This window comes from Ochrobactrum sp. Q0168 (assembly GCF_016427605.1).
Classification (GTDB): Bacteria; Pseudomonadota; Alphaproteobacteria; order Rhizobiales; family Rhizobiaceae; genus Brucella.
Window position 1 is genome coordinate 636,718 of record NZ_JAELXQ010000002.1, and the last position, 23,162, is coordinate 659,879.

Consider the following 23,162-nt stretch of genomic DNA (forward strand, 5'->3'; position numbering starts at 1 on the left):
TCGAATAGATGCCCGTTTATTCGGGTGCCCTATTCTGGACGGACCGGCTGCTGGACATGCGTTTTGGCATCGCGGTCATAGGCGTTGACGATTGCCGCCACCAACGGATGTCGCACCACGTCCTTTTCGGTGAACCGCACCTTGATGACGCTTTCCACATCGTCCAGCACGCGAAGCGCTTCGACAAGCCCGGATTTCTGACCGGGTGGAAGATCGATCTGGCTTGGATCGCCTGTCACAATCATCCGCGATCCTTCACCGAGACGCGTCAGGAACATTTTCATCTGCATGGATGTCGTGTTCTGCGCTTCATCGAGAATGACTGCCGAATGGGCCAGTGTGCGCCCGCGCATGAAGGCCAGCGGCGCGATTTCGATGACGCCCGCCGTGATGGCCCGCTCGACCTTTTCGGCGGGCATCATGTCGTAAAGCGCGTCATAGAGCGGACGCAGGTACGGATCGACCTTTTCCTTCATGTCACCCGGCAGAAAGCCAAGGCGTTCACCGGCTTCAACAGCCGGGCGGGACAGGATGATCCGCTCCACCAGACCGCGTTCCAGTAGCATGGCGGCATGGGCGACGGCCAGATAGGTCTTGCCCGTACCGGCAGGACCGACACCGAACACCAGTTCGGAGCGATCAAGCGCCCGCATATAGGCGTCCTGCGTCGGCGTGCGCGCAAAGATCGTCTTCTTGCGCGTGGAAATCTGGGCAGCGGATAGTTTGCCCTTGTTTTCCAGCGTCGGCAGATCCAGCTGATCATCAGCGGCAATGGCCATGCGCAAGGCGCCATCGACATCCGATGGTGTCAGTTCATGACCTTTCTGCACGGTTTCATAAAGGTGATCGAGCGTGCGCCGCGCCTGTTCGGTCGCGGTCGGCTCGCCCCGGATCGAGAGCTGGTTGCCCTTGGAGCGAACATCGACACCGAGCTTTTGCTCGATCCGTGCCAGATTTTCGTCGAACTGACCGTAAAGCGCACTGGCCAGGCGGTTGTTGTCGAAAGTGAGCACGATATGGGCCATATCCGAGGCCCCGGTCGTCGGGCTTTTTTGCGTTAGAGTGGTTGGCTTGGCAGGTCTCAGCTTTTCCGTGGCGCTCAACCGTATCTCCTCAAGAGTTCACGCATTGCAATCACAGTTCCGACGGGATCATCGGCCCGACAGGATTATCGGCACGAGACTCAAGCGCCGAACCATCTGCCTGAACGGTATCATGCCTTCACGCCAGTTTTTGCGCAATAAGGCTATTGGTCCCAGTGGAAATGATTTTCACATGAATGATGTCGCCGACCTGATCATCATTGTCATCGATGATCACCGGAAGGAGCCAAGGCGAGCGTCCCACCATCTGTCCTGCCTGACGGCCGGGCTTTTCCAGAAGCACGTCCATCTCGCGACCGATCAAGGATTCCTGGAACGCATATTGCTGTTCCGACAGCAAAGCCTGCAGGCGCTGGAGCCGCTCGTCCTTCACCGCCTCTTCCACATGATCAGAAAGATCTGCACCGGGCGTACCCGGACGCGGCGAATATTTGAACGAATAGGCCTGCGCGTAATTCACGTCGCGCACCAGCTGCATCGTATCTTCGAAATCCTGATCGGTCTCGCCCGGGAAGCCGACGATGAAATCGCCCGACAGCGCCATATCCGGACGCACCGCGCGGATGCGCTCGATCAGGCGTCGATATTCGTCCGCCTTGTGACGGCGGTTCATCACCTTGAGAATACGGTCCGAGCCGGACTGGACCGGCAGATGCAGATAAGGCATCAGCTGGCGCAGGTCGCGATGCGCGGCGATCAGGCTGTCATCCATATCACGCGGATGGCTGGTCGTGTAACGCAGGCGCGCCACACCCGGAATGCGCGCGAGGCGGAACAGCAATTCGCCGAGCCCCCATTCACGGCCATCGTCGCCTTCGCCATGCCAGGCATTGACGTTCTGGCCAAGCAAGGTCAGTTCCCGCACACCGCTATCCGCAAGACGTTCGGCTTCCGCCACGATCTGCCTGACGCTGCGCGAGACTTCCGAACCACGCGTATAGGGCACCACACAGAAGGTGCAGAACTTGTCGCAGCCTTCCTGCACCGTCAGGAAAGCGGAAACGCCACGCTTGCGGGTTTCTTCGCGCTTCGGCGACGGCAGATGTTCGAACTTGTCTTCAAGCGCATAGTCGGTTTCGACGACCTTTTCGCCGCCGCGCACCCGCGCCAGCGCATTGGGCAAGCGATGATAGGTCTGCGGTCCGATCACCAGATCGACATTCGGCGCACGGCGCAGAATTTCCTGCCCTTCGGCCTGCGCCACACAGCCCGCGACACCGATAGTCAGTTCCTTGCCATTGGCTTGCCGCGCGTCCTTCATCTTGCGCAGGCGTCCGAGCGCAGAATAGAGCTTCTCCGACGCCTTTTCGCGAATATGGCAAGTGTTCAGCAGCACCAGATCGGCATCGTCGGGCGTATCGGTCGCGACATAGCCTTCCGCTGCAAGGCTGTCGGCCATGCGCTGGCTATCATAGACATTCATCTGGCAGCCATAGGTTTTGACAAAAACCTTGCGCGTATTCGGACGCGTATCGGCATTGTCTGCCGCTGGCACAATATCGGTGGTGTTTTCGCTCATGCGGGGCTATCTACAGCTTTTGTCGCCGCTTTGGAAGGTGACAAACTGAACGGCTTTTTCGCTATCGCATTTTCGAACGCAAAACCGCTTGGCACTTTTGCCGAAAATGCTGGTTACTCTTCCGAAATCTCGCGGCCCAGAAGCGCGCTTTGCAGAAGCGTGCGCACCCGGCTTTCCATGGTGCGGGCCAGCATCTTGCGGTCTGTGGCCGCCGTGACAACCATCGGCTCACCGAAGCGGACTTCAACATCGATGGCGCCTTCGCGCAAAATGCCTTTCAGATGCGGCATCAGCTCGACATCGCCCGGCCACGACGCAATCGGGCGAAAATAACGCCCCATGGCCATGCCATGCACGCCGGTATAGGCGATGGCGACCGGCTGGACCAGCACTTCCGGCACACCGGCTTCCCTGATCGCCGCATGGGCAGCACCGAAAAGGGCGGTCTTGAACGGCAGAACCCGATTGCCATCCGAAGTGGTGCCTTCCGGAAACAGCACCATCGCGTCTCCCTCGCTCATCCGCGTGGCGATTTCAGAGGTTTGTTCGCCGGTCTTGCCGCGCCGTTCGCGCTCGACAAAAACGGTGCGCTGCAAAACAGCGAACATGCCGAAAATCGGCCAGCTGCGCACTTCGGACTTGGCGATGAAGGACACCTGTCCGACCGAGGACAGGACAACAATGTCGCTCCAGGAGGTATGATTGGCGACAAGCAACAACGGGCGTCCGCGATGCATTTCGCCGACCGTGCGCACACGAAAGCCGAACAGCCGCGCTATCAAGCGGTGGAAAAAATTGGGCAGGCTGCGTTTCCAGCCGTTCCTGAGTTTCAGAAACACATATTGAACCGGGATCAGCGACAGGCTCAGCATGACCATGGCCGCGAGAACGAAAAAGACCCGTATCGCGCCGATCATTGGTGTCTCTTCAGATCGCGGCGCAGAACGAGCGCTGCCGAGCGCCCATTGGCGGTTTCGTAATAGGCCGGGCGATCGCCGACCCTCTGGAAGCCGAGACGGCGATAAAGCGCCTGCGCCGCGACATTGGCTTCATCGACTTCGAGAAACAGCGTTTCCGCCCGTTCCTGATAGAGATAGCGCAACACCGCATCCATCAGCGCCCGACCGACACCCTGTCGCTGCACGTCCCGTGAAACGGCGATGGTGAGGATTTCCGCCTCACCGGCCACCAGCCGCGCCAGCACGAAGCCGCAGGCGTCATTGGGCTTACCTTCCGCACGGGCGACAAAACCGAAAACCGTATCCTGCGCGATCAGCGAGCGAAAATCGTCGGAGCTCCAGCCATGATGAAAGGCGACGGCATGGATGCGCTGGATCGCATGGCTGTCCTGTACGCTTAAAGCTTCCACCGAAACCTGTCGGCGACCGAAGCGACCGAATGGCAAGCCCATCATCGCCTATTCTCCGGCCTGCCTGCGTGGCAATGCAAACCCCACTTGCGGCTTGGCGTCTGGCCCGCGCATATAAAGCGGCTTCGGCGCATCGGCGGGTGGGCGCGTGGCTGCCAGACGAGCGAAAGTGCCGATTTGGGCAGTCGGCTCGACGGGACCAAGCGCAAACCTGTCGCCCAAGGCCTCGTTGATCGACTTTGCTGCCGATCCGGCCAGCACGGTATCGAGAGGCGCATTGCCTGCAAAAGCTTCCGCTTCTTCCCGCGACAGGACCGAAGGCTTCGACAAAGCAGCGCCCTTGGCGTCGAAGGCCTGCGCATAAATCTCGCTGCGATGCGCGTCGAGCAGGATCGTCACCGGCTTGCCCGGCATTTGCCTGAATGTCTCGTCAGCCAGCGCCTCAAATGCGGTGACGCCAATCGCCGGACACCCCAGCGCCAATGCGAAACCCCGCGCGGCGGAAACGCCGATGCGCACGCCCGTAAAGGAGCCGGGGCCGATATTCACCGCCAGGCGGTCGATATCCTTTATCGTCACGCCCGCTTCCGCCAGCGCACGCGAAACATAATCCATCAGCACTTCGGCATGCCCCTTGCCGATATTCTCGCTGACCTGTGCGAGAACGACATCGCGGCCAGCATCATAGACAGCTGCGGCGCAATAGGAAGCGGCGGTATCGAGGGCGAGTATCTTCATGCACTTCCGGGTAAATGAGAATTGGCCCCGCGACAAGTCTAACCGTGATGAGCCGATGCCAAATCATTCTCAAAGAGCAGCGGTTCTTGCAATTTTCGGCTTTTCCTGCGGAACCAAATCTCCCTGCAGACGTTTTCTCGCCGGGTGCGGGACGGTTCGTTATTGTCTTCGCGACAGCAGATCTTCCGATAACTGGGCTTGCCATACGGCCTTTTATAGATCTGACGGTGCCGTTTCTGCTTTTTTCTACCGCCCCGACGCTGGCGATTTCCCCACTCGCCGCGAGCCAGCCAATCGCTCGGGCCTGATTGTGCAAAAGGATATGAGGATAAGATGCCCAACAAGTCGATGCATGCAACCCGCAACGATCTTCCTTCCAATACCAAGACGACCATGATCGCGCTTCTGAACGAAAATCTGGCTGCGACCATCGATCTTGCTCTGATCACTAAGCAGGCGCATTGGAACCTCAAGGGACCGCAATTTATCGCAGTGCACGAAATGCTCGACGGTTTTCGCACCGAACTCGATGATCACGTCGATACCATTGCCGAACGTGCAGTGCAGCTTGGCGGCACCGCCTATGGCACATCGCAAGTCGTGGTGAAGGAAACGAAACTGAAGTCCTATCCGACCGATATCTATGCGGTTCACGATCATCTGGGCGCACTGATCGAACGTTATGGCGATGTCGCCAACCTGCTGCGCAAGTCGATCAAGGATGCGGACGAAGCGGGCGACGACAACACGGCGGATATTTTCACTGCCGCATCGCGTTCGCTGGACAAGGCGCTTTGGTTCCTCGAAGCCCATGTGCAGGAAAAGAACTGAGGCTTAGAGCATTTCCAGCAAAAGTGCGAAGCGGTTTTGCGTAGGATAATGCGTAAAAATAACGAGATAGCGCCATCGCAATCATGCGGAAGGCCGGGAAATCTCCCGGCCTTTTCGATTTCTGCTGATCCGTTTTTAGCTGGCCCATTCGCCGCGACGCATCACCGGCTCGCGGCTACCATCGGCCTTGATGCCGTCGACATCGATTTCGCCTGAACCGATCATCCAGTCGATATGGATGAGGCTGGAATTGCCGCCCTGCGCCTTGATCTGTTCCGGCGTGAGCTTGGCGCCGTCAATGAAGCACTTGGAATAGCACTGGCCGAGCGCGATGTGGCTTGCAGCATTTTCATCGAAAAGCGTGTTGTAGAACAAAAGGCCGCTTTGCGAGATCGGCGAGGAATGCGGCACCAGCGCCACTTCACCGAGCCTGCGCGCGCCTTCATCCGTATCGAGCACTTTCGACAGAACTTCTTCGCCGCGCGTCGCCTTGGCTTCCACGATACGACCAGCCTCGAAACGCACGGCGATATTTTCGATCAGCGTGCCCTGATGCGACAAAGGCTTGGTGCTGGCGACATAGCCATCGACACGCAAGGCGTGCGGCGTGGTGAAGACCTCTTCCGTCGGAATATTCGGATTGCAGGTAATGCCGTTCTTTGCCGTCGAAGCGCCGCCGTGCCACTCGTGGCCGTCGGCAAGCCCGACCGTCAGATCGGTCCCCGGACCCTTGAAGTTCAGAGCGCTGTAAGCCTTATCGTTCAGGAAGCGAGTGCGGGTGCGAAGAGCGGCATTATGCGCGGCCCACGCGCCAATTGGATCTTCGACATCGACGCGCGAAGCGGCGAAAATAGCTTCGGCCAGCTTGCGGGTCGCGACCTCTTCCGGCTCGTTCGGGAACATCAGCTTTGCCCATGCCGCATTCGGATAGGAAACGATGTTCCAGTTGATATCGAAGCCCGCGATTTTTTCGAGCGCAGGCTGATAGGCCATGGAATTGGCGCGATTAGCGCGCGAGACCTTGGCGGCGTCCTGGCTGGACAAAAGCATCGGATTGTCGGCGGCAATCGCAAGGCGCGCCGCACCTTCGGAATAGGCCTTTGCCATCCCCTCATAAAGCCAGCTTGCAGCACGGTCGAAGCTTGCATCGGGCGCATTTTCATAGCGCGCCAGCGCAATCTGGTCATCGGCGAGGAACGGCGTCACCAGACCCGCACCTGCCTTATAGGCGTGTTTGGCAATTAGCCGAACCAGCGGCAGGGCGACAACCGGCGCGGTGATGATCAGATCCTGTCCCTCACGCAATTGCAGGCCGACGCGAACGGCGACTTCCGCTAGACGTTCGAGCTTCACCGGATCGATGACGGGATTTTGCATATCGTGAGCCATGGGCTGCGGGACCTCTTTTGATGCGAAAGCGCCTCCCTCAAAAAAGGGGCGTCATGAAAGAATCACTTTTGTACAGGCGCCGCCAGTTTATCAGATGGCACAATTAAACCACTTTTTTTCCTGTCACTGCGCTATATTAGAGGAGCGGTCAGCATTACGGAAAGCAACGAAAATGAATAGGAAAGTGCTTGTTTTGTTGGGGCTCACAGGGCTTCTGGCCGGTTGCGTCACCATGACCCCGGAAGAGCGCCGCGCTGCCGACGAACAGACATGTCTGGGCTATGGCTTCAAGCAGCGGACCGACGCTTTTGCCAACTGTCTGCAACGGCTCGATCTCGACCGCCGGGCTGATCGCCGCGCCTGGGAAAACCGCGTCGATTTCTACGACCAGCCAATCATGCTCTATCAGCCGATCTATCGCCCCGTCGTCGTTCGTCCCGGCTGGTGAGGGCGTCGAAATGAAAATGCGGGCCAATCGAAAAGATCAGCCCGCACCAACACTGTTCAAATCACCTCATAGAGGTGTTTCGGGACGGTCCTGCGACAGAAGCAACGCGCCAATTGCATCGACCTGCTTCTGGTCTGCCGCCGCATAACCGAGCGATTGCGGCTGGCTTGCCGGGGCCGACGTATCGAATTGCGGCTGATAGGACGCAACCTGCTGAAGTTGCGGCTGCGGCTGAGCCGTCGCTACATTGTTCTGATGCGAGAGGCGATTACCACGCGCCTGCGGGCCGAGACCGCTGCCTCGTATGGAGGTTTCCATCCTGGATGCATCCGCCAGCGCGACCTGTACCGTCGGCGCTGCCGCCGGAACGGGTCCGGCCTGCGGCAACGTCACGTCATAGGACGGATCTTGCGGCAGAGACGGCGATTGCGGCGAATAGGCGAGCGCCAGATTGTATGGTTCCTGCGGCACCGGGTTCTGCAACGAACCGTCGCGATTGCGCTTCTCGTAGAAAGAATTTCCGCCGGCGACCAGCACGTAATGCATGTTGTTATAGGGGAACGACAGGCCAGCCGTGTGGAAGAACATGGCGTTCTTCAGCTTCGGATGGCGCTGGCCCTTCAGCACGGCATCGGCTGCCGCCTGAACATCCGGCAGTTTGCTCGATTCCATCTTGCGGGTGAGAACGCCGGGCGCGAACTGGTTCTTCTGGCCAACAACGCCGCAGATCGTATCCGGATAACGGCCCGATGCGAGGCGGTTCATGACGACCGTGCCGACAGCCATCAGGCCATCAGGACTGGAACGGTTCGATTCGAAGAACATTGCGCGCTCCAGGCACTCCTTGTCCCTCGCCGTGTAGGTATAAGTCTTGACGCCGTTGACCGACTTGACGTGGCTTGCAGCCGCCGTCTTCTCGGTCTTGGCTGTGGTGCCGGTCGTCGTGCAGCCCGTCACAACGAAAGGCGCTACGAGCAGCCCTGCCAAAACAGGCAGTTTCCAATTACCAGCGCGCGTCAACGGCTCACTCTCATATTCAGGACCCTTAACTGAAGCAGTCGATCCGAAGGCCAAAATGACCGATACGGGTCGAGCTGCGGTGCAAGTCAAAGCAGGCGAAGATCAAAAATCAAACAACCTACCGTCGCTCGTCTTCTTCAAGGTTTTGGAATTTTTAGGCCAAAAAAAGGCAATAGGTCAAATTCCGAAATTGCTGAAACCATCGAAACGGCTGCAGACGAAACCCGAATCACAAGCGCAATTGGCCACACAAACCGTTCAAAACTATTAATAATTTCTTAATGAACCTGCACAAAAGAGATAAACCATTGATTTGACGGAAATCATAGTTTCCCAATACAGGCCACATCGCTGCCTTAATTCGCAACTGCTTTAAAATTTTGATATATCTTGCTTCATGCGGTTGGGAAAATCTGCGACATAACTGTTTTAGCGAGTCCTGCGCCGGTTCCTTCAACTTTGATACAAGAAGCGTAACATTCCGTGAGATCGGCGATTTTCGGCCTTTTCAGCGTCTGAACGGGCCGAATCGGCTGGCAGGAATAACAGGTCTTAAGAACGCTTCTCAAAGTGATCGAGCCCGCCTTTCGATCATGAAAGACGGGCCCGAAAAGGAAATTTTTATCGACGATCCGTCAGCCGAAAGAATATCCCGCGCCGCGCACCGTGCGGATCGGATCGAGCGCGCGACCGAAGTTGATAGCCTTGCGCAGGCGTCCGACATGGACGTCCACGGTGCGATCATCGACATAAATATCCGGTCCCCAGACACCGTCGAGGAGCTGGCTGCGCGAGAAAACGCGGCCCGGCGACATCATGAAATATTCCAGCAGGCGGAACTCCGTCGGCCCGAGACGAACTTCCTTATCCTTGCGATAAACGCGGTGCTGCTGGCGGTCGAGCACCAGATCGCCCACCTTCAGCACATGCGACAGCAGGCTTGGATTGGCGCGACGCAGCATGGCCTTGACGCGGGCCAGAAGTTCGGGCGTCGAGAACGGTTTCACCACATAATCGTCCGCGCCGACGCTTAAACCCCGAACGCGTTCGCTTTCCTCGCCGCGCGCGGTCAGCATGATGACCGGCAGGCGTTCCGTCTCCGGCCACTGGCGCAGGCGGCGGCATAGTTCGATGCCGGATACGCCAGGAAGCATCCAATCGAGGATGAGAAGATCCGGTACGTTCTCGCGCAGCGCGATTTCAGCCTCGTCGCCGCGCAGCATCGTATCCACCTGATAGCCCTCGGCCTCAAGATTGTAGCGCAGCAGAACGCTCAGCGCTTCTTCGTCTTCCACCACAGCGATTTTGGGTACCTGTGACATCCATTATTCCCTATTAAAATCCGGCGAGCGGAAGATACACGTCCCCCCATCGACCGCGTGTCGCCGCGCTATTCACTCATTCTCCACCGCGTTGTGGAGCACTTTTCGGCAAAGCCGTCCTGATGTGCTCCAAACGCAGCGCTTACTCAGGGCTTGCGTGCCTCATCCACGACGATGCCGTGGCTCAGGTCTTCCTTCGGTCGTTCGGCAGGCATCTGCAGGCCGGTCACGATGTAATAAACGGTTTCCGCGATGTTGGTCGCGTGGTCGCCGATGCGCTCGATATTCTTGGCGCAGAACAGAAGATGCGTGCAGGCCGAAATATTGCGCGGATCTTCCATCATATAGGTGAGCAGCTCGCGGAACAGCGAGGTGTACATGGCGTCGATTTCGTCGTCGCGATCGCGCACGACATTGATCTGCTGCACCGAGCGCGACGCATAGGCGTCGAGCACGTCTTTCAACTGGGTCAGCGCCAGTTCGGCCAGGGTTTCAAGGCCGCGATAGAGTTTTACCGGCTGGCGCGATTCCGAAACGGCGGCAACGCGCTTGGCAATGTTCTTGCCCAGATCGCCGACACGCTCCAGATCGGCGGAAATGCGGATCGAACCGATGATTTCGCGCAGATCGACAGCCATCGGCTGACGCTTGGCGATGATCATCACGGCCTTGTCGTCGATTTCGCGTTCGCTGGCGTCGAGGATCAGGTCGTCGGAAATGACGCGCTGCGCAAGAGCGTTGTCCGCATTGACGATCGCGGCGACCGACTGTTCGACCATACGTTCCGCATGTCCGCCCATTTCGGCGATCTTGTGGGTGAGAAACTTCAGTTCCTCATCGTAGGAACGAACGGTATGCTGAGACGGCATGGTAGACCTCGTAATATAAATTGCGGGGAAGCCGCACTTCTGTTTGTTCTGACGCAACCCGCAGGCAGAGGTTGCTTGCCCCCTGCCCCGGTTTGTTAGCCGAAGCGTCCGGTGATGTAGTCCTGCGTGCGCTTTTCCGTCGGCGCCGTGAACATCGTTTCCGTGTCGCCCACTTCGACCAGATTGCCGAGATGGAACATCGCGGTGCGCTGCGAAACGCGGGCCGCCTGCTGCATCGAGTGCGTGACGATGACGATGGTGTAGTTCTGGCGCAGTTCGTCGATCAGCTCTTCCACCTTTGCGGTGGCAATCGGATCGAGCGCCGAGCAGGGTTCGTCCATCAGAATGACTTCCGGGCTCACCGCAATGGCGCGTGCAATGCACAGGCGCTGCTGCTGGCCGCCGGAAAGGCCCGTGCCCGCATCGTGGAGGCGATCCTTCACTTCCTCGAACAGGCTGGCCTTCTGAAGGCTCGTCACGACGATTTCCTCAAGATCGGCCTTGGAGCGGGCCAGACCGTGAATGCGCGGGCCGTAAGCCACGTTTTCGTAGATCGACTTCGGGAACGGGTTCGGCTTCTGGAACACCATGCCGACCCGGGCGCGCAGTTCCACCACGTCGATCTTCGGATCGTAGATATCCTCATTGTCGAGGGTGATCTTGCCAGCGATGCGGCAACCTTCAATCGTGTCGTTCATACGGTTGAGCGAGCGGAGGAAGGTGGACTTGCCGCAGCCGGAAGGACCGATCAGCGCCGTCACCATCTTTTCCGGAACATCCAGATTGACGTCGAAAAGGGCCTGCTTCTCACCATAGAATACGCAAACCTTGTCGCCGCGCATCTTTACGGAACTGGTGTTGGCGTTCATCTTTTCTCCTACGGCTTTCTCGAGAGTACGTTCTGTCATCAGGTTCATGGCTTCGACTCCCGTTTACCAGCGGCGCTCGAACCGGCGGCGCAGAATGATTGCGGCAATGTTCATCACGGCCAGGAACAGAAGCAGCACGATGATAGCGCCGGACGTGCGTTCCACAAAGGCGCGTTCTGCTTCATTGGCCCACATATAGATCTGGACAGGCAAGGCGGTCGCCGGATCCATCGGCGTGGACGGAACATCCGCCACGAAAGCCACCATGCCGATCAGCAGCAGCGGCGCGGTTTCACCCAGCGCATGGGCAAGCCCGATGATTGTGCCCGTCAGAATGCCGGGTGCGGCGAGCGGCAGGACGTGATGGAACACCATCTGCGTCTTGGACGCGCCAAGCCCAAGCGCTGCCGCGCGGATCGACGGCGGCACGGCGCGCAGTGCTGCGCGCGTTGCGATAATGATCGTCGGCAGCGTCATCAGCGTCAGCACCAGACCGCCGACCAGCGAAGCCGAACGCGGCAGACCGAAGAAGTTGACGAAAACCGCCAGCCCCAGCAGACCGAACACGATGGACGGTACGGCTGCGAGGTTGTTGATGTTCACCTCGATCATATCGGTCCAGCGGTTCTTCTTGGCGAACTCTTCCAGATAGATCGATGCGGCAACGCCGATAGGCAGAGCGAGACCCAGCACGATCAGCATCATATAGAGCGAGCCGACCAGCGCCACACCGAGACCCGACGTTTCCGGGCGGCTCGATGCGCCAAAGGTGAAGAGACCGGTATTGAAGGCTTCCTTCATGACGCCTTCTTCCGAAAGCGTCTTCATCCAGCCGACCTGGCGGTCGGAAACCTTGCGGCTCGTTTCCGGCACGGTCAGATCGATCTGCCCCTTGAAGGCGGAATCGATGTCGGCGCCCGCCAGAACCGGAACGGTCTGCGTCGTGCCGATGATCGACGGATTGTCCATCACCATCTGGCGCAGCTGAATGCGCACGCCGTCCGAATAGAAGCGACCGATATCGCGCATGGCCGGGCGGTCGGTGGTCGCCACGCCGAGCTTTTCAGCCAGAGCGTTGCGCACCAGAAGCGGATAGTTCGCGGTGATCAGCACATTGGGATCGGTCGCGCGCTTGTTACCCGGATCGATCACCTGCGCGTCAATCTTGACCGGCAGATAAAGCGTCGTCTGCCAGAAGGCGGTGTAACCCTTAGAAAACACCGAGAACAGCAGCGCGCAGAGGAAGAACACGCCAATGGCGATTGCAGCAATGCCATAAAGGCGGAAGCGGCGTTCGGCAGCGTAGCGGCGTTTCAGTCCGATATCGCGGCGGACAGGCTGTGCAGTCGCCGTACCGCTTGCGTTGAAGGTCGTATCGGTCATTATTCGTACTGCTCCCGGTACTTGCGCACGATGTGCAGCGCAAAGATATTCATGATCAGCGTCAGGACGAAAAGCGTGATGCCAAGTGCAAAGGCGACCAGCGTCTGCGGCGAGTTGAACTCAAGATCGCCGGTCAGCTGATTGACGATTTTCACCGTGATGGTGGTCATCGCTTCAAACGGGTTGATGTTGATGCGCGCCGCAACACCTGCCGCCAGAACCACGATCATTGTTTCGCCAATGGCGCGTGAGGCAGTCATCAAAAGCGCGCCTACGATACCGGGCAGAGCCGCTGGCAGGACAACGCGCTTGACGGTTTCGGAGCGGGTCGCGCCGAGGCCAAGCGAGCCGTCGCGCAGCGCGCGCGGAACAGCGGTGATGATGTCATCGGAAAGCGACGACACGAAAGGAATGAGCATCACGCCCATGACGAGGCCAGCCGTCAGAACGCTCTGCGCCATGATGAAGCCCTGACCGCCCGCAATCGCGGCAGAAAGGTCGCGCAGGAACGGGCCGACCGTCACAAGGGCAAAGAAGCCGTAGACGATGCTCGGAATACCGGCGAGCAACTCAAGCACCGGCTTGACCACGGTGCGCACGCGCGGCGAGGCATATTCGGCCATGTAGATGGCGGCGAACAGGCCGATCGGAACTGCGAACAGCATCGCAACGATTGCGATATAGAGCGTACCGGCCAGAAGCGGGATCAGGCCGAACTGGCCCGTTTCGCCGCCGGAACCGGCAGCAGCAAAGCGCGGATCCCAGACCGTGCCGAAGAAGAAATCCCAGGGGGAAACAGCCTGAAAGAAGCTGATCGTCTGGAACAGCATCGAGCAGATGATGCCGATGGTCGTCAAAATGGCGATACCGGAGGCGGCAATCAGCCCCCACAGCACGATGCGTTCGACATTGTTGCGGGCGCGCATACGGCGATTGATGGTGGAGAGGCCGAAAATCAGTCCGGCTACGGCAATGACCAGCGCAACAGCAGTGCCGATTGTGTGCGTCAGGTCCGTCGCCTTCTTCAGATAGAGGGCGATCGGCACCATATAGTCCTGGCCCTCGGTTGCGAGAGCCACGCCCTTGTTGGCGAGAACCGTGCGCGCATCCTGATAATTGGTGGGGAAGCTTTCCAGTTCCGCCGGTGTCAGGCGCTCAAGCCCGTTGGCGAGACCGCGCACCATACCAAGCTGAAGGCTGCGATTGGTGTAAGAACCGCCCTCGACGGCCTCGGGCAGCCGCTGGGCGGCGCTGTGATCGAGATAAACCGACGACCCGACGGCCCAGACGGCAAGAAACAGAACTGCAGGCAATGCAGAAACGAGGAAAACCCACCAGCCATGATAATGCGGGCGGGAATGCATTTTCTCGGCTGTCGATCCATGCCCTGAAGCTTGGGGGGTGACAGGCTGCGCTTTGTCCAGTGCAACCGCGCGCTGTCGGCCGATAAAGAAGCCGACCAGTCCGATTGCAATGACGCTGACGAGAACCAGAAAGAAGGACATTCAATTTCCCCGGTTGCCCTGAAAAATGCGAAACGACAAGACATGATCCCTATGGCCAGACTGTCGGTTCCGCGCGATTGCACCTGTCTTATTCAACTGGCGCGAAAGGAGAAGAACGCGGAGAGGTTTCATCCCCGCGTTCCACAGTTTTAGACTTACTTTGCAGCCAGCGTCTTGCCTTCGGTGAAGGCGGCGCGCTGTGCTTCACGTTCGGCGTCCGGCGCCGGAACCAGACCATATTCAGCGAGCGGGCCGTCAGGACCGATCATCTGGTCGTTCAGGAAGAAATCAACATATTCCTTGAGGCCCGGCACGACGCCGAGGTGAGCCTTCTTCACGTAGAAGAAGAGCGGGCGCGAAACCGGATATTCACCCGAAGCAACGGTGGCAGCCGATGGCGTAACGTCATTGACGGTCGCAACCTTCAGCTTGTCGGCATTGTTTTCGAAGAAATAGAGGCCGAAAACGCCAACGCCGGTCTTGTTGGAATCGATGCGCGCCAGCGTTTCAGCATAGTCGCCGTCGATGTCGACAGCCTTGCCGTCCTTGCGCACTGCGATACAGGCCGAAGCAGCAGCCTTGTCGTCGAGGCCGGTCTTCTTGATTTCGTCCAGAGCGCCCGAGTGCTTGCAGCCGTCGGCCAGAACCTTTTCTTCGAACACTTCGCGGGTGCCGTGCTTTTCACCCGGGATGTAGGCTGCAATGTCCCAATCCGGCAGGTTCGGGTTGACCTGGTTCCACTTGGTGTTCGGATTGTCGACCAGCTTGCCGTCGACGACGAGCTTGGCGGCCAGAGCCTTGTAGACGTCTTCAGGCTTCAGCTTCCAATCCGGACCCTTTGCATCGGTTGCAAAGACGATGCCGTCATAACCGAAGCGCACTTCCTGAACGTCCTTGACGCCAGCGTCGATGCACGACTTCAGTTCCGTGTCCTTCATGGCGCGCGATGCATTGGCGATGTCGATGGTGTTTTCACCGACGCCCTTGCAGAATTCCTTGATGCCAGCGCCCGAACCGCCCGATTCAACAACCGGCGTCTTGAAGTTCGGGAAGGTTTCGCCAAAGGTTTCAGCGACGATTTTTGCATAAGGCAGAACGGTCGAGGAACCGGCAACCTGAATCTGATCGCGCGCCTGGGCGGCGGAAACCGACAGAACGGCGGCAATGGCCAGCGCCGCAGTCGAGGAAATCATCTTGTTCATGAGCAGCAGCTCCTGTTGTAAAAGCCTATGACGATTAGCGTCAGTAGCCGTCTACGCGCTCTATATTACATTCATATGACAGTAATGTTACAGGTTTGTATCAATGCTTCGCGCCGCCAATTGTGTGGGGTTTTGATCGCATTGGAAGAGCTGCCAGAACTGATATAGGATTCAAAGCCGTAGGCGCGGCAGGCGACACTTTGACGGCTGCGTTGGCCGGTTACAGCTATTCGCTGGGTCGCGAAAGCACATAGGCTGCGGAACCCAGCATGAAGATCGTCACCACAATCGCTAGCAGCGGACCCGGATGGGCGCCCCACCAGAAAAGCCCGTAACCGACAGTCATGCCCAGACAGGCATAGAATTTTGCCTTCGGCGGGATGGCGCCACGCTCGCGCCATTTGACGATCATCGGGCCGAAACGCGGGTCGCCAAGAAGCCGCGCTTCAAGCCGGGGCGACGACCGCGCGAAGAACCAAGCCGCCAGAATGATGAAGATTGTCGTCGGTATGACCGGCAAAAAGGCACCGATGATGCCGAGCGCCAGCATGACAAATCCCAGCACGACATAAAGCGCCCGCCTGCCGGCGGATATGACCGGAAAGGCGCTATTCGTGTTTTTGTCGACTTGATCGTCCTGCATGGTTTCCGTGGGAATCGCGCCTGTTCGCCACAGGCTTATAGCAGGATTTCTTCCATAAATTGTACGGCTGCGCGGTCAAAGAAACGTCATAAGCGCAGTTTTCCGGCCTGTGGATAACAAAAAGGCCACCTGTGAAAATTGCCACTCGCACGCCAGAATTGTAATTTTGCCCGAAAAGCGCCCCATTTCGACAACTTTTAGAAGTCGCTTTAAAACTTGGCCTACAAATAAAAATTGCAGAGCCAGAGGAGCGCGAAGCAAGGACTGCAAGCAGCTTTTCTTGGATTCAACCGCTGAAAACAAGGCCGCACGAAACCATGCGCCAGATTCCTAACGAATCGTAAACGCTTTTACAGCAATCCAACTGAATCCTTCCAAATATTCCTCAGTTTTGTTTCGAACTACAAGTAAACAACGCGCAGTATAGGATGATTTTCCGCTGCGGATATAGATTCAATTACCGCATAATGTTCTCATTCGAACCACGGCGTTGCCACATTTAGATTCCACTTCGCTCAGGTCTTTCTCAGCAAAACTGTCAAAGCGCCCCGTTAACAACTAGTGGAACTGGTATGAACTTCAAGACCCGTATGGCTATGCTCGGCTTTGCAGCAACCAGCCTTCTCGCTGTCAGCGCAATCGAAGCCTCGGCACAGCAATGCGGCGGTGCCTCCTGGTACGCCCTGACCTCCCGCACGGCATCGGGTGAACGTATGAACCCAGCCGGATTGACCGCAGCGCACCGCTCCCTGCCGCTTGGCAGCAAGGTCAAAGTTACCAATCAGAGAAATGGCAAGTCGCTCGTCGTGCGTATCAACGACCGCGGCCCGTTCATCAAAGGACGCGTGCTGGATCTCTCCAAAGGTGCTGCAAGCCGTCTCGGCTTCATCGGCGCCGGACACACCAAGGTCTGCTTCACGCCGCTGTAATCCGGCGTAAGGCGACGATCAGCTTAGAGCCTGAATCAAAAAGCGGCTTGCGTGTGCGAAAATGGTGATTTTCGAGTACCGGAGCGGAGCGTACTTTTGGGTACGTGAGCACCGGAAGCCTCGCATAATCTCGAAAAGTTGAAGACTTTTCGGTTCAGATTATGCGAATACAAATCTCAAATCGCCATTTGCAGCCACGCAGGGCGACTTTTGGAACAGGCTCTTAGAGCGCGATCAGCCGGGGTTGGGCCGGTACTGCTTTCACTTCATCCTGGATTTGCTGTTTGCGATCCAGCCGATCGGTGAACCAGCGGGTCAGATTGATCCAGACCTCGTCTTTTTCCGCCGCATCCTCGATGCCGTGTTCGAGATTGGGATTGTCGTTGACTTCGATCACCACGACGCCGTCATCCGTCTCCTTCAGATCGACACCGTATAATCCATCCCCAATACAGCGCGCAGCGCGTAAGCCCGTTTCCAGAACCGCTTGCGGAGCCTCCGCCAGCGTGTAGGTGCGAAAGCCGCCCTCAAGCGGCTTACCGCCCGTATCGTGCTTCACGATCTGCCAGTGGTTTTTCGCCATCATATACTGACAGATGAAGAGCGGCTTGCCGTCGAGCACGCCCACGCGCCAGTCGAACCGGGTCGGCATATATTTCTGCGCCAGCAACAGATCGCTGTCCTGAAGCCACAGCATCGCCAGCGCTTTCAGTTCGCCAAGATCGCCCACCTTCTTCACGCCGCGCGAGAAGGACGAATCCGGTATCTTGATGACCAGCGGAAAGCCAAGCATGTCGGCGGCCCGCTCCAGATCCTCCTCGCCCGCAATCATCACGGTCTGCGGCACCGCCACATCATTGGCCTGCATCAGCTCGTGCAGATAGACCTTGTTGGTGCAGCGGATCATCGAAATCGGGTCGTCGATGACCGGCATGTTTTCCTGCTGCGCCCGGCGCGCAAAGCGATAGGTATGGTTGGAAATCGATGTGGTTTCGCGGATGAACAGCGCATCGTAATTGGCAAGACGCGACAGGTCCTTCCTGCCGATGGGTTCAACCTCGACACCAAGCCGCGCCGCAATCTTCGCCCAATGCTTCAGCGACGCCATGGACGAGGGCGGCATCGCCTCTTTCGGATCGCAGAGCGTGGCAACGGTATAACGGGCCGGAACTTTCGGCTTGGCCGCCCGCCATTCGCGTTGCGTATAGCGGTCGAGCGCATCCTCGAAACGCTCCTTTTGATGTTTCGAGAATTTCGCAATATTGGCAAAGCCGATTTTCTGGATACGCGCCCACTCGCCGGGCTTGACCGTCACTTCCAGCGACGGCGCGCGGAACCAGTCGAACAAAAGCCTGCCGAAACGCTCGAATTCCGGGTTTTCAGCCAGTCCGAAATGGATGTGAATGGTTTCAGGCGCTTTTTCCGGATGCTTGCCCAGCGCCTTGTTGAGCATGTCCTCCAGTTCGGGAAGGGCATTCTCATAGAGCCGGCGTTCGGAAAGATCGATCATCGTCTCGACGGACGGAATGATCCGATGGCCGCGCGCTTCCGCCAGAAGCGAGGCATAATAGCCGCGGCTTTGATAGGTATAGCTCCGCGACAGGTTGATGATGCGCGGGCGCTGCTGGCCGTTGAACAGGGCCGGATGCGCGAGATAATCGCGGTTGGTCATGACCTTGTGCGGTGTTGCGCCATTGTCGATATCCGAGAGGCGCCCAACGAGAATGACGCAGATCGTCATCAGCCTGTCCCTTTTTCGAGAATCACTGCTGCCCTGAGCCCATCGCTGCCAAAACGGGCGATGCGGTCGAAGATGTGGAAGGGAACCGGCACATTGGCCGCATCGGCGATGCTTTCGCCCTGTTTCTCTTCCACCCAGGGGTCATGAATAAAAATATGGCGGCCATCTTCGCCATGGGCGAGCACCCAATGCGGCACCTTGTTGCCGAACATGAGATAGCCGCTGATCAGCACGATCACCGACGCGCCGCGTCGCAGCGCCTTGACGATGTCGAACAAGGTGAAACCGCGATAATCCACCGGGATGCCATAGGTTTCCGCGCGCTGACGGAAATCGGTCTGGGCAAGCCGCATCACCCGGCGTTTTTTCTCCGAACGCACGGATTGCAGAAACAGCATGTCCTCAATGGAAACGATGATGGACGCTTTCAATCCGTGTTCATGCCCGGCGACAGCAAGGCCGAATGGCTCACAGCCGCCCGGCCCGGACATCATGTAAATCGTGGTGGCGTCGCGCCACAGACGGATTTCCAGCACGGGATCGAGCGCGGTTCCGGGCTTGTGGCGGGCGAGCGCCATCATCAGGCAGGCCGCCCCGCAAGTGAAATCAGTCGTCTGCCGGTAATAGGCAAATGACGTTTCCAGAGGAATGTCGCCACGCACCGTCTTCTCGAAGCGCAGCGCGTTGGAATGATCGGCATAATAATCGAGATAGCGCCCGATGGGACGATAACCACTGCGCTTGTAAAGCGCGATGGCCCGCGTATTGTCCTCGCGCACTTCGAGCCGCAACAGCGGACGGTCGTGATCAAAGGCCGCCGTCTCTGCCGCCTGGAGCAAAAGCGCACCAATGCCCTTCGCGCTCGCACCCGGATCGACGGCAATGGAATAGAGCCGCGCTAGCGCCGTACCGTGCCGGAAAAGAATCATCGCATAGCCGATGAGCTCGCCATTGGCTTCCGCGATGATGGTTTCAGCGGTGGGGCGCGCAATCAGGGCGCGGAAGGAACGTCGGGAAATGCGATCCGTTTCGAAGCAGCGTTCTTCAATGCGCAACAACGCCTCGATGTCGTCTGCCGTGGCCTTGCGCGTGGTTGCGCTTGTCATCCCGTGGCCTTTGCAAATGGACCTCACAGGTCCGGTGGAATGTGCCAACCATTGGCATATTCGCTGGCAAAAACAAGCTCCCCGAGCGTGGCAAAATTATGAGTGGTCACCAAGCGTACACAAGGCTCAAAAAACCCAATAGATTCAATCTATGGTTGCGTTATTACAGAACACCCGTGTTAACCATTAATTAAGATGTTGGGCGATGAAGCGGCAAATCGAATTGACTCCGGAGTGTTTCAGATTTTAACGTTTCGTTAATAAATAAGTATCCGGCAAGGGCGTTGAGTATGTTTTGCGTTGTTCGCTCGACCAAGAAGATAATGGCAGCTGCTGCTTTCGCGGCTTCGGTGCTGATGACGGGCTTTGGCGCGGAAGCAGCCTCCGGCGACTTCATGCAGACGGGAAAGGTCACGTCGCAGCCCATCGGCCATTACGAATTCTGCAAGCGCGAAGCGCAGGAATGTAATATCGCCAGCCGCGACACCAGCCCGTTGCCGCTTGGCCATACCAACTGGCAGCGCATTGTCGAAGTCAATCTTTCGGTCAATGAGCGCATCAAGCCAATGACCGACATGGAAATCTACGGCGTCGAGGAATATTGGGCTTATCCGACCACCGTTGGCGATTGCGAAGACTATGTGCTGCTGAAGCAGCGCGAGCTGCAGAAAGCTGGCATTCCGATCAGCGATCTTCTGATTACTGTCGTGCGCAAGCCGGACGGCGAAGGCCATGCCGTGCTGACCGTTCGCACCGACCGTGGCGACTTCGTCCTCGACAATCTGACCGACGAAGTTCTGCGCTGGAACGAAACCGATTATACCTATCTGAAGCGTCAGGCCACGAACAATACCGGTCGTTGGGTCACCATCGAAGCACCGGACAACCTGCTGGTCGGCTCGGTTCGTCATTAAATCTGACGCTTGCCGAAATTGAATTCAGGCCCGGAACGTGATAGACAGTCCGGGTCTAAAAAGGAGAGGCCGGTGCGGTTAGCCCGGCTCCCGTGCAATGGCTTCCGGCGTGAGGCATGCGCGGGTCCTGACCTTCGCGGTTCTGTTTGCAACCCCGTTTGAGTCCCCTGACCTTCAACTCCGGAGCAATGGTGCGCCGGAGGATCAAGGGTTTGGACAATGAAACAGCAAATTTCCGTTATCACACTGGGTATCGCCGACTTGGAGCCTTCGCGTCGTTTCTATGTCGAAGGCTTCGGCTGGACGCCGATATTCGAAAATGAAGAGATCGTCTTCTATCAGATGAACGGTTTCGTGCTCGGCACCTTTCTCAAAACTTCGCTGGAAGCCGACATGAACCGGAGCGGCCTCTTGCAGCCCGGCGCATTTTCGCTCGCCCATAATGTGGAACAGAAGTCCGATGTCGCACCCCTGATGCAGCGGCTGGTCGAGGCAGGCGGGACGCTGCTGCGCGCCGCCGACGCGCCTCCCCATGGCGGCTTTCGCGGCTATGTTGCCGATCCGGACGATCATGCGTGGGAAATTGCCTGGAACCCGGCCTGGCAGATCAATGAAAAAGGGCTCGTGACCTTCGGAGTTTAATCTCAAAGAAACGCAATGCCTCTCCGGCGTGAGCAATCAAGCCGCAGAAATCAGCCTTTCCGCGCCGATGCGGTAGGAAATTGCGCCAGCCAAATGAATGCGGCTCACCTGATCCACTCCGTCGAGATCGGCCAGCGTGCGCGCGACTTTCAGGATGCGATGATAGGCGCGGGCGGAAAATCGCATTTGCTCGCTGGCGTCGCGCAGCAGCTTCAACCCCGCCGCATCTGGTCGCGCCACCTCCTCGATCAGCTTTGCGGAGCAATGCGCATTCGTCATCGACGGATCGAAACCCAGCACCGCATAGCGCGCGGCCTGCACGGCACGGGCGCGGGCGACCCGTTGCGCCACCGTTTCGCTGCGTTCCGCCTGGGCGGGCTGTATGAGATCAAGCGCCGAGACTGCCGGCATATCGACACGCAGGTCGATACGGTCCAGCAGTGGCCCGGAGATTCGTGCCTGATAGTCGGTCTGGCAGCGCGGTCCGCGCGCGCAAGTGTGACCGGGTTCGCCCGCCATACCGCACCGGCACGGATTCATGGCGGCAATCAGCTGAAAACGCGCCGGATAACTGGTGCGATGATTGACGCGGGCGATCAGACATTCGCCCGTTTCAAGCGGCTGGCGCAATGAGTCCAGTACCTGTGGTGAGAATTCGGGAAACTCATCGAGAAACAGCACGCCATTATGTGCAAGCGACACCTCGCCCGGGCGGGCGCGCAAGCCGCCGCCCACCATCGCCGCCATGGAGGCCGAATGATGCGGCGACCGAAAAGGTCTTCGGTCTGAGAGTTTTCCACCCGCCAGCTCTCCGGCGATGGACGCGATCATGGACACATCCAGCAATTCGCGCGGCGACAGGCGCGGAAGGATCGACGGCAGGCGCTGCGCCAGCATCGACTTGCCGGAGCCGGGCGGACCGACCAGAAGCAGATTGTGATTGCCCGCTGCGGCAATCTCCAGCGCGCGCTTTGCCGTTTCCTGCCCCTTGATATCGGCAAGGTCCAACAGGTTTTCACTGGAAACCCGCATGGAAGGATCGGGCGGCGTCAGCACCTGCGTCCCGCGAAAATGATTGGCGAGCGCGATCATGCTGCGCGGCGCGAGAATGTCGATATTGGCGCCAGCCCAGGCCGCTTCCGGCCCGCAGGCATGAGGGCAAATGAGGCCCTTCTCTTCGCGATTGGCCCCGATGGCAGCGGGTAAAACGCCTGCCACCGCTGTGATCGACCCGTCGAGCGAAAGTTCCCCCAGCACGAGGTAGGATTGAATGGCGTCGGCGGGAATGGCCCCGATGGCCGCCATCAGGCCTACCGCGATCGGCAGATCGTAATGCGAGCCTTCCTTCGGCAAATCGGCGGGCGCGAGATTGACCGTGACCCGCTTGGTGGGCATCGACAGCCCGGAAGCATGAAGCGCCGCCTGCACGCGTTCGCGGCTTTCCGCCACTGCCTTGTCGGGAAGACCGACAATCGAAATGCCCATCTTGCCCGGCGCAACCATGACCTGCACATCGACAGGCACCGCTTCTATGCCCTGAAAGGCAACCGTTCCAACCCGCGCGACCATAAGCCCCCACTCGCCACGCAGCACATCCCTAAAGTGAGGAAATGCTTAAAT

At 58.3% G+C, this 23,162-nt stretch carries 23 protein-coding genes; 6 read left to right on the forward strand and 17 right to left on the reverse strand.

Annotated elements, in window-relative coordinates:
* Nucleotides 1–29 precede the first annotated feature (29 nt).
* The 5 genes from JAU75_RS07255 to tsaB all read right to left on the reverse strand — a co-directional run bounded on the left by JAU75_RS07255 (nt 30) and on the right by tsaB (nt 4,729).
* A complete protein-coding gene (locus JAU75_RS07255; protein ID WP_199055833.1) occupies nt 30–1,103 on the reverse strand; it encodes a PhoH family protein in 1,074 nt (357 codons plus the stop codon).
* Between the two features lie 118 nt (nt 1,104–1,221).
* Nucleotides 1,222–2,622 (reverse strand): tRNA (N6-isopentenyl adenosine(37)-C2)-methylthiotransferase MiaB, encoded by a 1,401-nt coding sequence (gene miaB, locus JAU75_RS07260; protein ID WP_199055835.1) that lies wholly within the window; start codon nt 2,620–2,622, stop codon nt 1,222–1,224.
* 113 nt (nt 2,623–2,735) lie between these two features.
* Nucleotides 2,736–3,539, reverse strand: a complete 804-nt coding sequence (locus tag JAU75_RS07265; protein ID WP_199055837.1) for a 1-acyl-sn-glycerol-3-phosphate acyltransferase — start codon at nt 3,537–3,539, stop codon at nt 2,736–2,738.
* Nucleotides 3,536–4,036 carry a ribosomal protein S18-alanine N-acetyltransferase gene (gene rimI, locus JAU75_RS07270; protein WP_199055839.1) on the reverse strand — a complete coding sequence of 167 codons (501 nt, stop codon included), beginning with the start codon at nt 4,034–4,036 and terminating at the stop codon, nt 3,536–3,538. Before rimI ends, JAU75_RS07265 begins: the two co-directional genes overlap by 4 nt.
* 3 nt (nt 4,037–4,039) lie before the next feature.
* The gene (gene tsaB, locus JAU75_RS07275) at nt 4,040–4,729 is read right to left on the reverse strand and encodes a tRNA (adenosine(37)-N6)-threonylcarbamoyltransferase complex dimerization subunit type 1 TsaB (protein ID WP_199055841.1); all 690 of its coding nucleotides are present in this window, start codon (nt 4,727–4,729) and stop codon (nt 4,040–4,042) included.
* Nucleotides 4,730–5,062: 333 nt separating this feature from the next.
* On the opposite strand from tsaB, the gene dps reads away from it, so the two are divergent.
* Nucleotides 5,063–5,560 (forward strand): DNA starvation/stationary phase protection protein Dps, encoded by a 498-nt coding sequence (dps, locus tag JAU75_RS07280; RefSeq protein WP_199055843.1) that lies wholly within the window; start codon nt 5,063–5,065, stop codon nt 5,558–5,560.
* A 135-nt stretch (nt 5,561–5,695) separates the two neighbouring features.
* Here the strand turns inward: dps and JAU75_RS07285 are convergent, their stop codons facing one another.
* Nucleotides 5,696–6,949 (reverse strand): aminopeptidase, encoded by a 1,254-nt coding sequence (locus JAU75_RS07285; RefSeq protein ID WP_199055845.1) that lies wholly within the window; start codon nt 6,947–6,949, stop codon nt 5,696–5,698.
* Between the two features lie 172 nt (nt 6,950–7,121).
* Here JAU75_RS07285 and JAU75_RS07290 point away from each other — a divergent pair, with 172 nt between their 5' ends.
* The gene (locus JAU75_RS07290; protein WP_199055848.1) at nt 7,122–7,397 is read left to right on the forward strand and encodes a hypothetical protein; all 276 of its coding nucleotides are present in this window, start codon (nt 7,122–7,124) and stop codon (nt 7,395–7,397) included.
* Between the two features lie 66 nt (nt 7,398–7,463).
* On the opposite strand, the gene JAU75_RS07295 is transcribed toward JAU75_RS07290, so the two are convergent.
* The gene (locus JAU75_RS07295) at nt 7,464–8,417 is read right to left on the reverse strand and encodes a cell wall hydrolase (RefSeq protein WP_199055850.1); all 954 of its coding nucleotides are present in this window, start codon (nt 8,415–8,417) and stop codon (nt 7,464–7,466) included.
* A 55-nt stretch (nt 8,418–8,472) separates the two neighbouring features.
* Between JAU75_RS07295 and JAU75_RS07300 the strand changes: the two genes are divergently transcribed.
* Nucleotides 8,473–8,688 carry a hypothetical protein gene (locus JAU75_RS07300; RefSeq protein ID WP_210339212.1) on the forward strand — a complete coding sequence of 72 codons (216 nt, stop codon included), beginning with the start codon at nt 8,473–8,475 and terminating at the stop codon, nt 8,686–8,688.
* A gap of 364 nt (nt 8,689–9,052) precedes the next feature.
* Here JAU75_RS07300 and phoB read toward each other — a convergent pair whose 3' ends face one another.
* The 7 genes from phoB to JAU75_RS07335 form a co-directional block, all read right to left on the reverse strand.
* The gene (gene phoB, locus JAU75_RS07305) at nt 9,053–9,739 is read right to left on the reverse strand and encodes a phosphate regulon transcriptional regulator PhoB (protein WP_199055852.1); all 687 of its coding nucleotides are present in this window, start codon (nt 9,737–9,739) and stop codon (nt 9,053–9,055) included.
* Between the two features lie 146 nt (nt 9,740–9,885).
* Nucleotides 9,886–10,608 (reverse strand): phosphate signaling complex protein PhoU, encoded by a 723-nt coding sequence (gene phoU, locus JAU75_RS07310; protein WP_006468129.1) that lies wholly within the window; start codon nt 10,606–10,608, stop codon nt 9,886–9,888.
* Nucleotides 10,609–10,703: 95 nt separating this feature from the next.
* On the reverse strand, nt 10,704–11,525 hold the full coding sequence (pstB, locus tag JAU75_RS07315; protein ID WP_199055853.1) for a phosphate ABC transporter ATP-binding protein PstB: 822 nt from the start codon (nt 11,523–11,525) through the stop codon (nt 10,704–10,706).
* Between the two features lie 15 nt (nt 11,526–11,540).
* Nucleotides 11,541–12,860 (reverse strand): phosphate ABC transporter permease PstA, encoded by a 1,320-nt coding sequence (gene pstA, locus JAU75_RS07320; protein WP_199055854.1) that lies wholly within the window; start codon nt 12,858–12,860, stop codon nt 11,541–11,543.
* Nucleotides 12,860–14,365, reverse strand: coding sequence for a phosphate ABC transporter permease subunit PstC (gene pstC, locus JAU75_RS07325; RefSeq protein ID WP_199055855.1), 1,506 nt, complete (start codon nt 14,363–14,365; stop codon nt 12,860–12,862). Before pstC ends, pstA begins: the two co-directional genes overlap by 1 nt.
* Nucleotides 14,366–14,520: 155 nt before the next feature.
* Complete coding sequence (locus JAU75_RS07330) at nt 14,521–15,567, reverse strand: substrate-binding domain-containing protein (protein WP_199055856.1); 1,047 nt, start codon at nt 15,565–15,567, stop codon at nt 14,521–14,523.
* A 226-nt stretch (nt 15,568–15,793) separates the two neighbouring features.
* On the reverse strand, nt 15,794–16,210 hold the full coding sequence (locus tag JAU75_RS07335) for a YbaN family protein (RefSeq protein WP_199055857.1): 417 nt from the start codon (nt 16,208–16,210) through the stop codon (nt 15,794–15,796).
* Between the two features lie 572 nt (nt 16,211–16,782).
* On the opposite strand from JAU75_RS07335, the gene JAU75_RS07340 reads away from it, so the two are divergent.
* Nucleotides 16,783–17,139 carry a septal ring lytic transglycosylase RlpA family protein gene (locus JAU75_RS07340; protein WP_199055858.1) on the forward strand — a complete coding sequence of 119 codons (357 nt, stop codon included), beginning with the start codon at nt 16,783–16,785 and terminating at the stop codon, nt 17,137–17,139.
* 223 nt (nt 17,140–17,362) lie between these two features.
* On the opposite strand, the gene JAU75_RS07345 is transcribed toward JAU75_RS07340, so the two are convergent.
* A complete protein-coding gene (locus JAU75_RS07345; RefSeq protein WP_199055859.1) occupies nt 17,363–18,880 on the reverse strand; it encodes a RimK family protein in 1,518 nt (505 codons plus the stop codon).
* On the reverse strand, nt 18,880–19,986 hold the full coding sequence (locus JAU75_RS07350) for a GNAT family N-acetyltransferase/peptidase C39 family protein (RefSeq protein WP_199055860.1): 1,107 nt from the start codon (nt 19,984–19,986) through the stop codon (nt 18,880–18,882). The genes JAU75_RS07345 and JAU75_RS07350 overlap by 1 nt, the downstream gene beginning before the upstream one ends.
* A gap of 290 nt (nt 19,987–20,276) precedes the next feature.
* Here JAU75_RS07350 and JAU75_RS07355 point away from each other — a divergent pair, with 290 nt between their 5' ends.
* Nucleotides 20,277–20,900, forward strand: a complete 624-nt coding sequence (locus JAU75_RS07355; protein ID WP_199055861.1) for a transglutaminase-like cysteine peptidase — start codon at nt 20,277–20,279, stop codon at nt 20,898–20,900.
* Nucleotides 20,901–21,119: 219 nt separating this feature from the next.
* Nucleotides 21,120–21,542: a VOC family protein gene (locus JAU75_RS07360; RefSeq protein ID WP_199055862.1), complete on the forward strand. Its 423-nt coding sequence runs from the start codon at nt 21,120–21,122 to the stop codon at nt 21,540–21,542.
* A 36-nt stretch (nt 21,543–21,578) separates the two neighbouring features.
* On the opposite strand, the gene JAU75_RS07365 is transcribed toward JAU75_RS07360, so the two are convergent.
* Nucleotides 21,579–23,111, reverse strand: coding sequence for a YifB family Mg chelatase-like AAA ATPase (locus JAU75_RS07365; RefSeq protein WP_199055863.1), 1,533 nt, complete (start codon nt 23,109–23,111; stop codon nt 21,579–21,581).
* Nucleotides 23,112–23,162: the final 51 nt, after the last annotated feature.

Coding starts and splice junctions, on each gene's coding strand:
- miaB (WP_199055835.1), bottom strand. CDS start 2,622: ATGAGCGAAAACACCACCGATATTGTGCCAGCGGCAGACAATGCCGAT.
- JAU75_RS07265 (WP_199055837.1), bottom strand. CDS start 3,539: ATGATCGGCGCGATACGGGTCTTTTTCGTTCTCGCGGCCATGGTCATG.
- rimI (WP_199055839.1), bottom strand. CDS start 4,036: ATGATGGGCTTGCCATTCGGTCGCTTCGGTCGCCGACAGGTTTCGGTG.
- tsaB (WP_199055841.1), bottom strand. CDS start 4,729: ATGAAGATACTCGCCCTCGATACCGCCGCTTCCTATTGCGCCGCAGCT.
- dps (WP_199055843.1), top strand. CDS start 5,063: ATGCCCAACAAGTCGATGCATGCAACCCGCAACGATCTTCCTTCCAAT.
- JAU75_RS07285 (WP_199055845.1), bottom strand. CDS start 6,949: ATGGCTCACGATATGCAAAATCCCGTCATCGATCCGGTGAAGCTCGAA.
- JAU75_RS07290 (WP_199055848.1), top strand. CDS start 7,122: ATGAATAGGAAAGTGCTTGTTTTGTTGGGGCTCACAGGGCTTCTGGCC.
- JAU75_RS07300 (WP_210339212.1), top strand. CDS start 8,473: ATGACCGATACGGGTCGAGCTGCGGTGCAAGTCAAAGCAGGCGAAGAT.
- phoB (WP_199055852.1), bottom strand. CDS start 9,739: ATGTCACAGGTACCCAAAATCGCTGTGGTGGAAGACGAAGAAGCGCTG.
- phoU (WP_006468129.1), bottom strand. CDS start 10,608: ATGCCGTCTCAGCATACCGTTCGTTCCTACGATGAGGAACTGAAGTTT.
- pstB (WP_199055853.1), bottom strand. CDS start 11,525: ATGAACCTGATGACAGAACGTACTCTCGAGAAAGCCGTAGGAGAAAAG.
- pstA (WP_199055854.1), bottom strand. CDS start 12,860: ATGACCGATACGACCTTCAACGCAAGCGGTACGGCGACTGCACAGCCT.
- pstC (WP_199055855.1), bottom strand. CDS start 14,365: ATGTCCTTCTTTCTGGTTCTCGTCAGCGTCATTGCAATCGGACTGGTC.
- JAU75_RS07330 (WP_199055856.1), bottom strand. CDS start 15,567: ATGAACAAGATGATTTCCTCGACTGCGGCGCTGGCCATTGCCGCCGTT.
- JAU75_RS07335 (WP_199055857.1), bottom strand. CDS start 16,210: ATGCAGGACGATCAAGTCGACAAAAACACGAATAGCGCCTTTCCGGTC.
- JAU75_RS07340 (WP_199055858.1), top strand. CDS start 16,783: ATGAACTTCAAGACCCGTATGGCTATGCTCGGCTTTGCAGCAACCAGC.
- JAU75_RS07345 (WP_199055859.1), bottom strand. CDS start 18,880: ATGACGATCTGCGTCATTCTCGTTGGGCGCCTCTCGGATATCGACAAT.
- JAU75_RS07350 (WP_199055860.1), bottom strand. CDS start 19,986: ATGACAAGCGCAACCACGCGCAAGGCCACGGCAGACGACATCGAGGCG.
- JAU75_RS07355 (WP_199055861.1), top strand. CDS start 20,277: ATGTTTTGCGTTGTTCGCTCGACCAAGAAGATAATGGCAGCTGCTGCT.
- JAU75_RS07360 (WP_199055862.1), top strand. CDS start 21,120: ATGAAACAGCAAATTTCCGTTATCACACTGGGTATCGCCGACTTGGAG.
- JAU75_RS07365 (WP_199055863.1), bottom strand. CDS start 23,111: ATGGTCGCGCGGGTTGGAACGGTTGCCTTTCAGGGCATAGAAGCGGTG.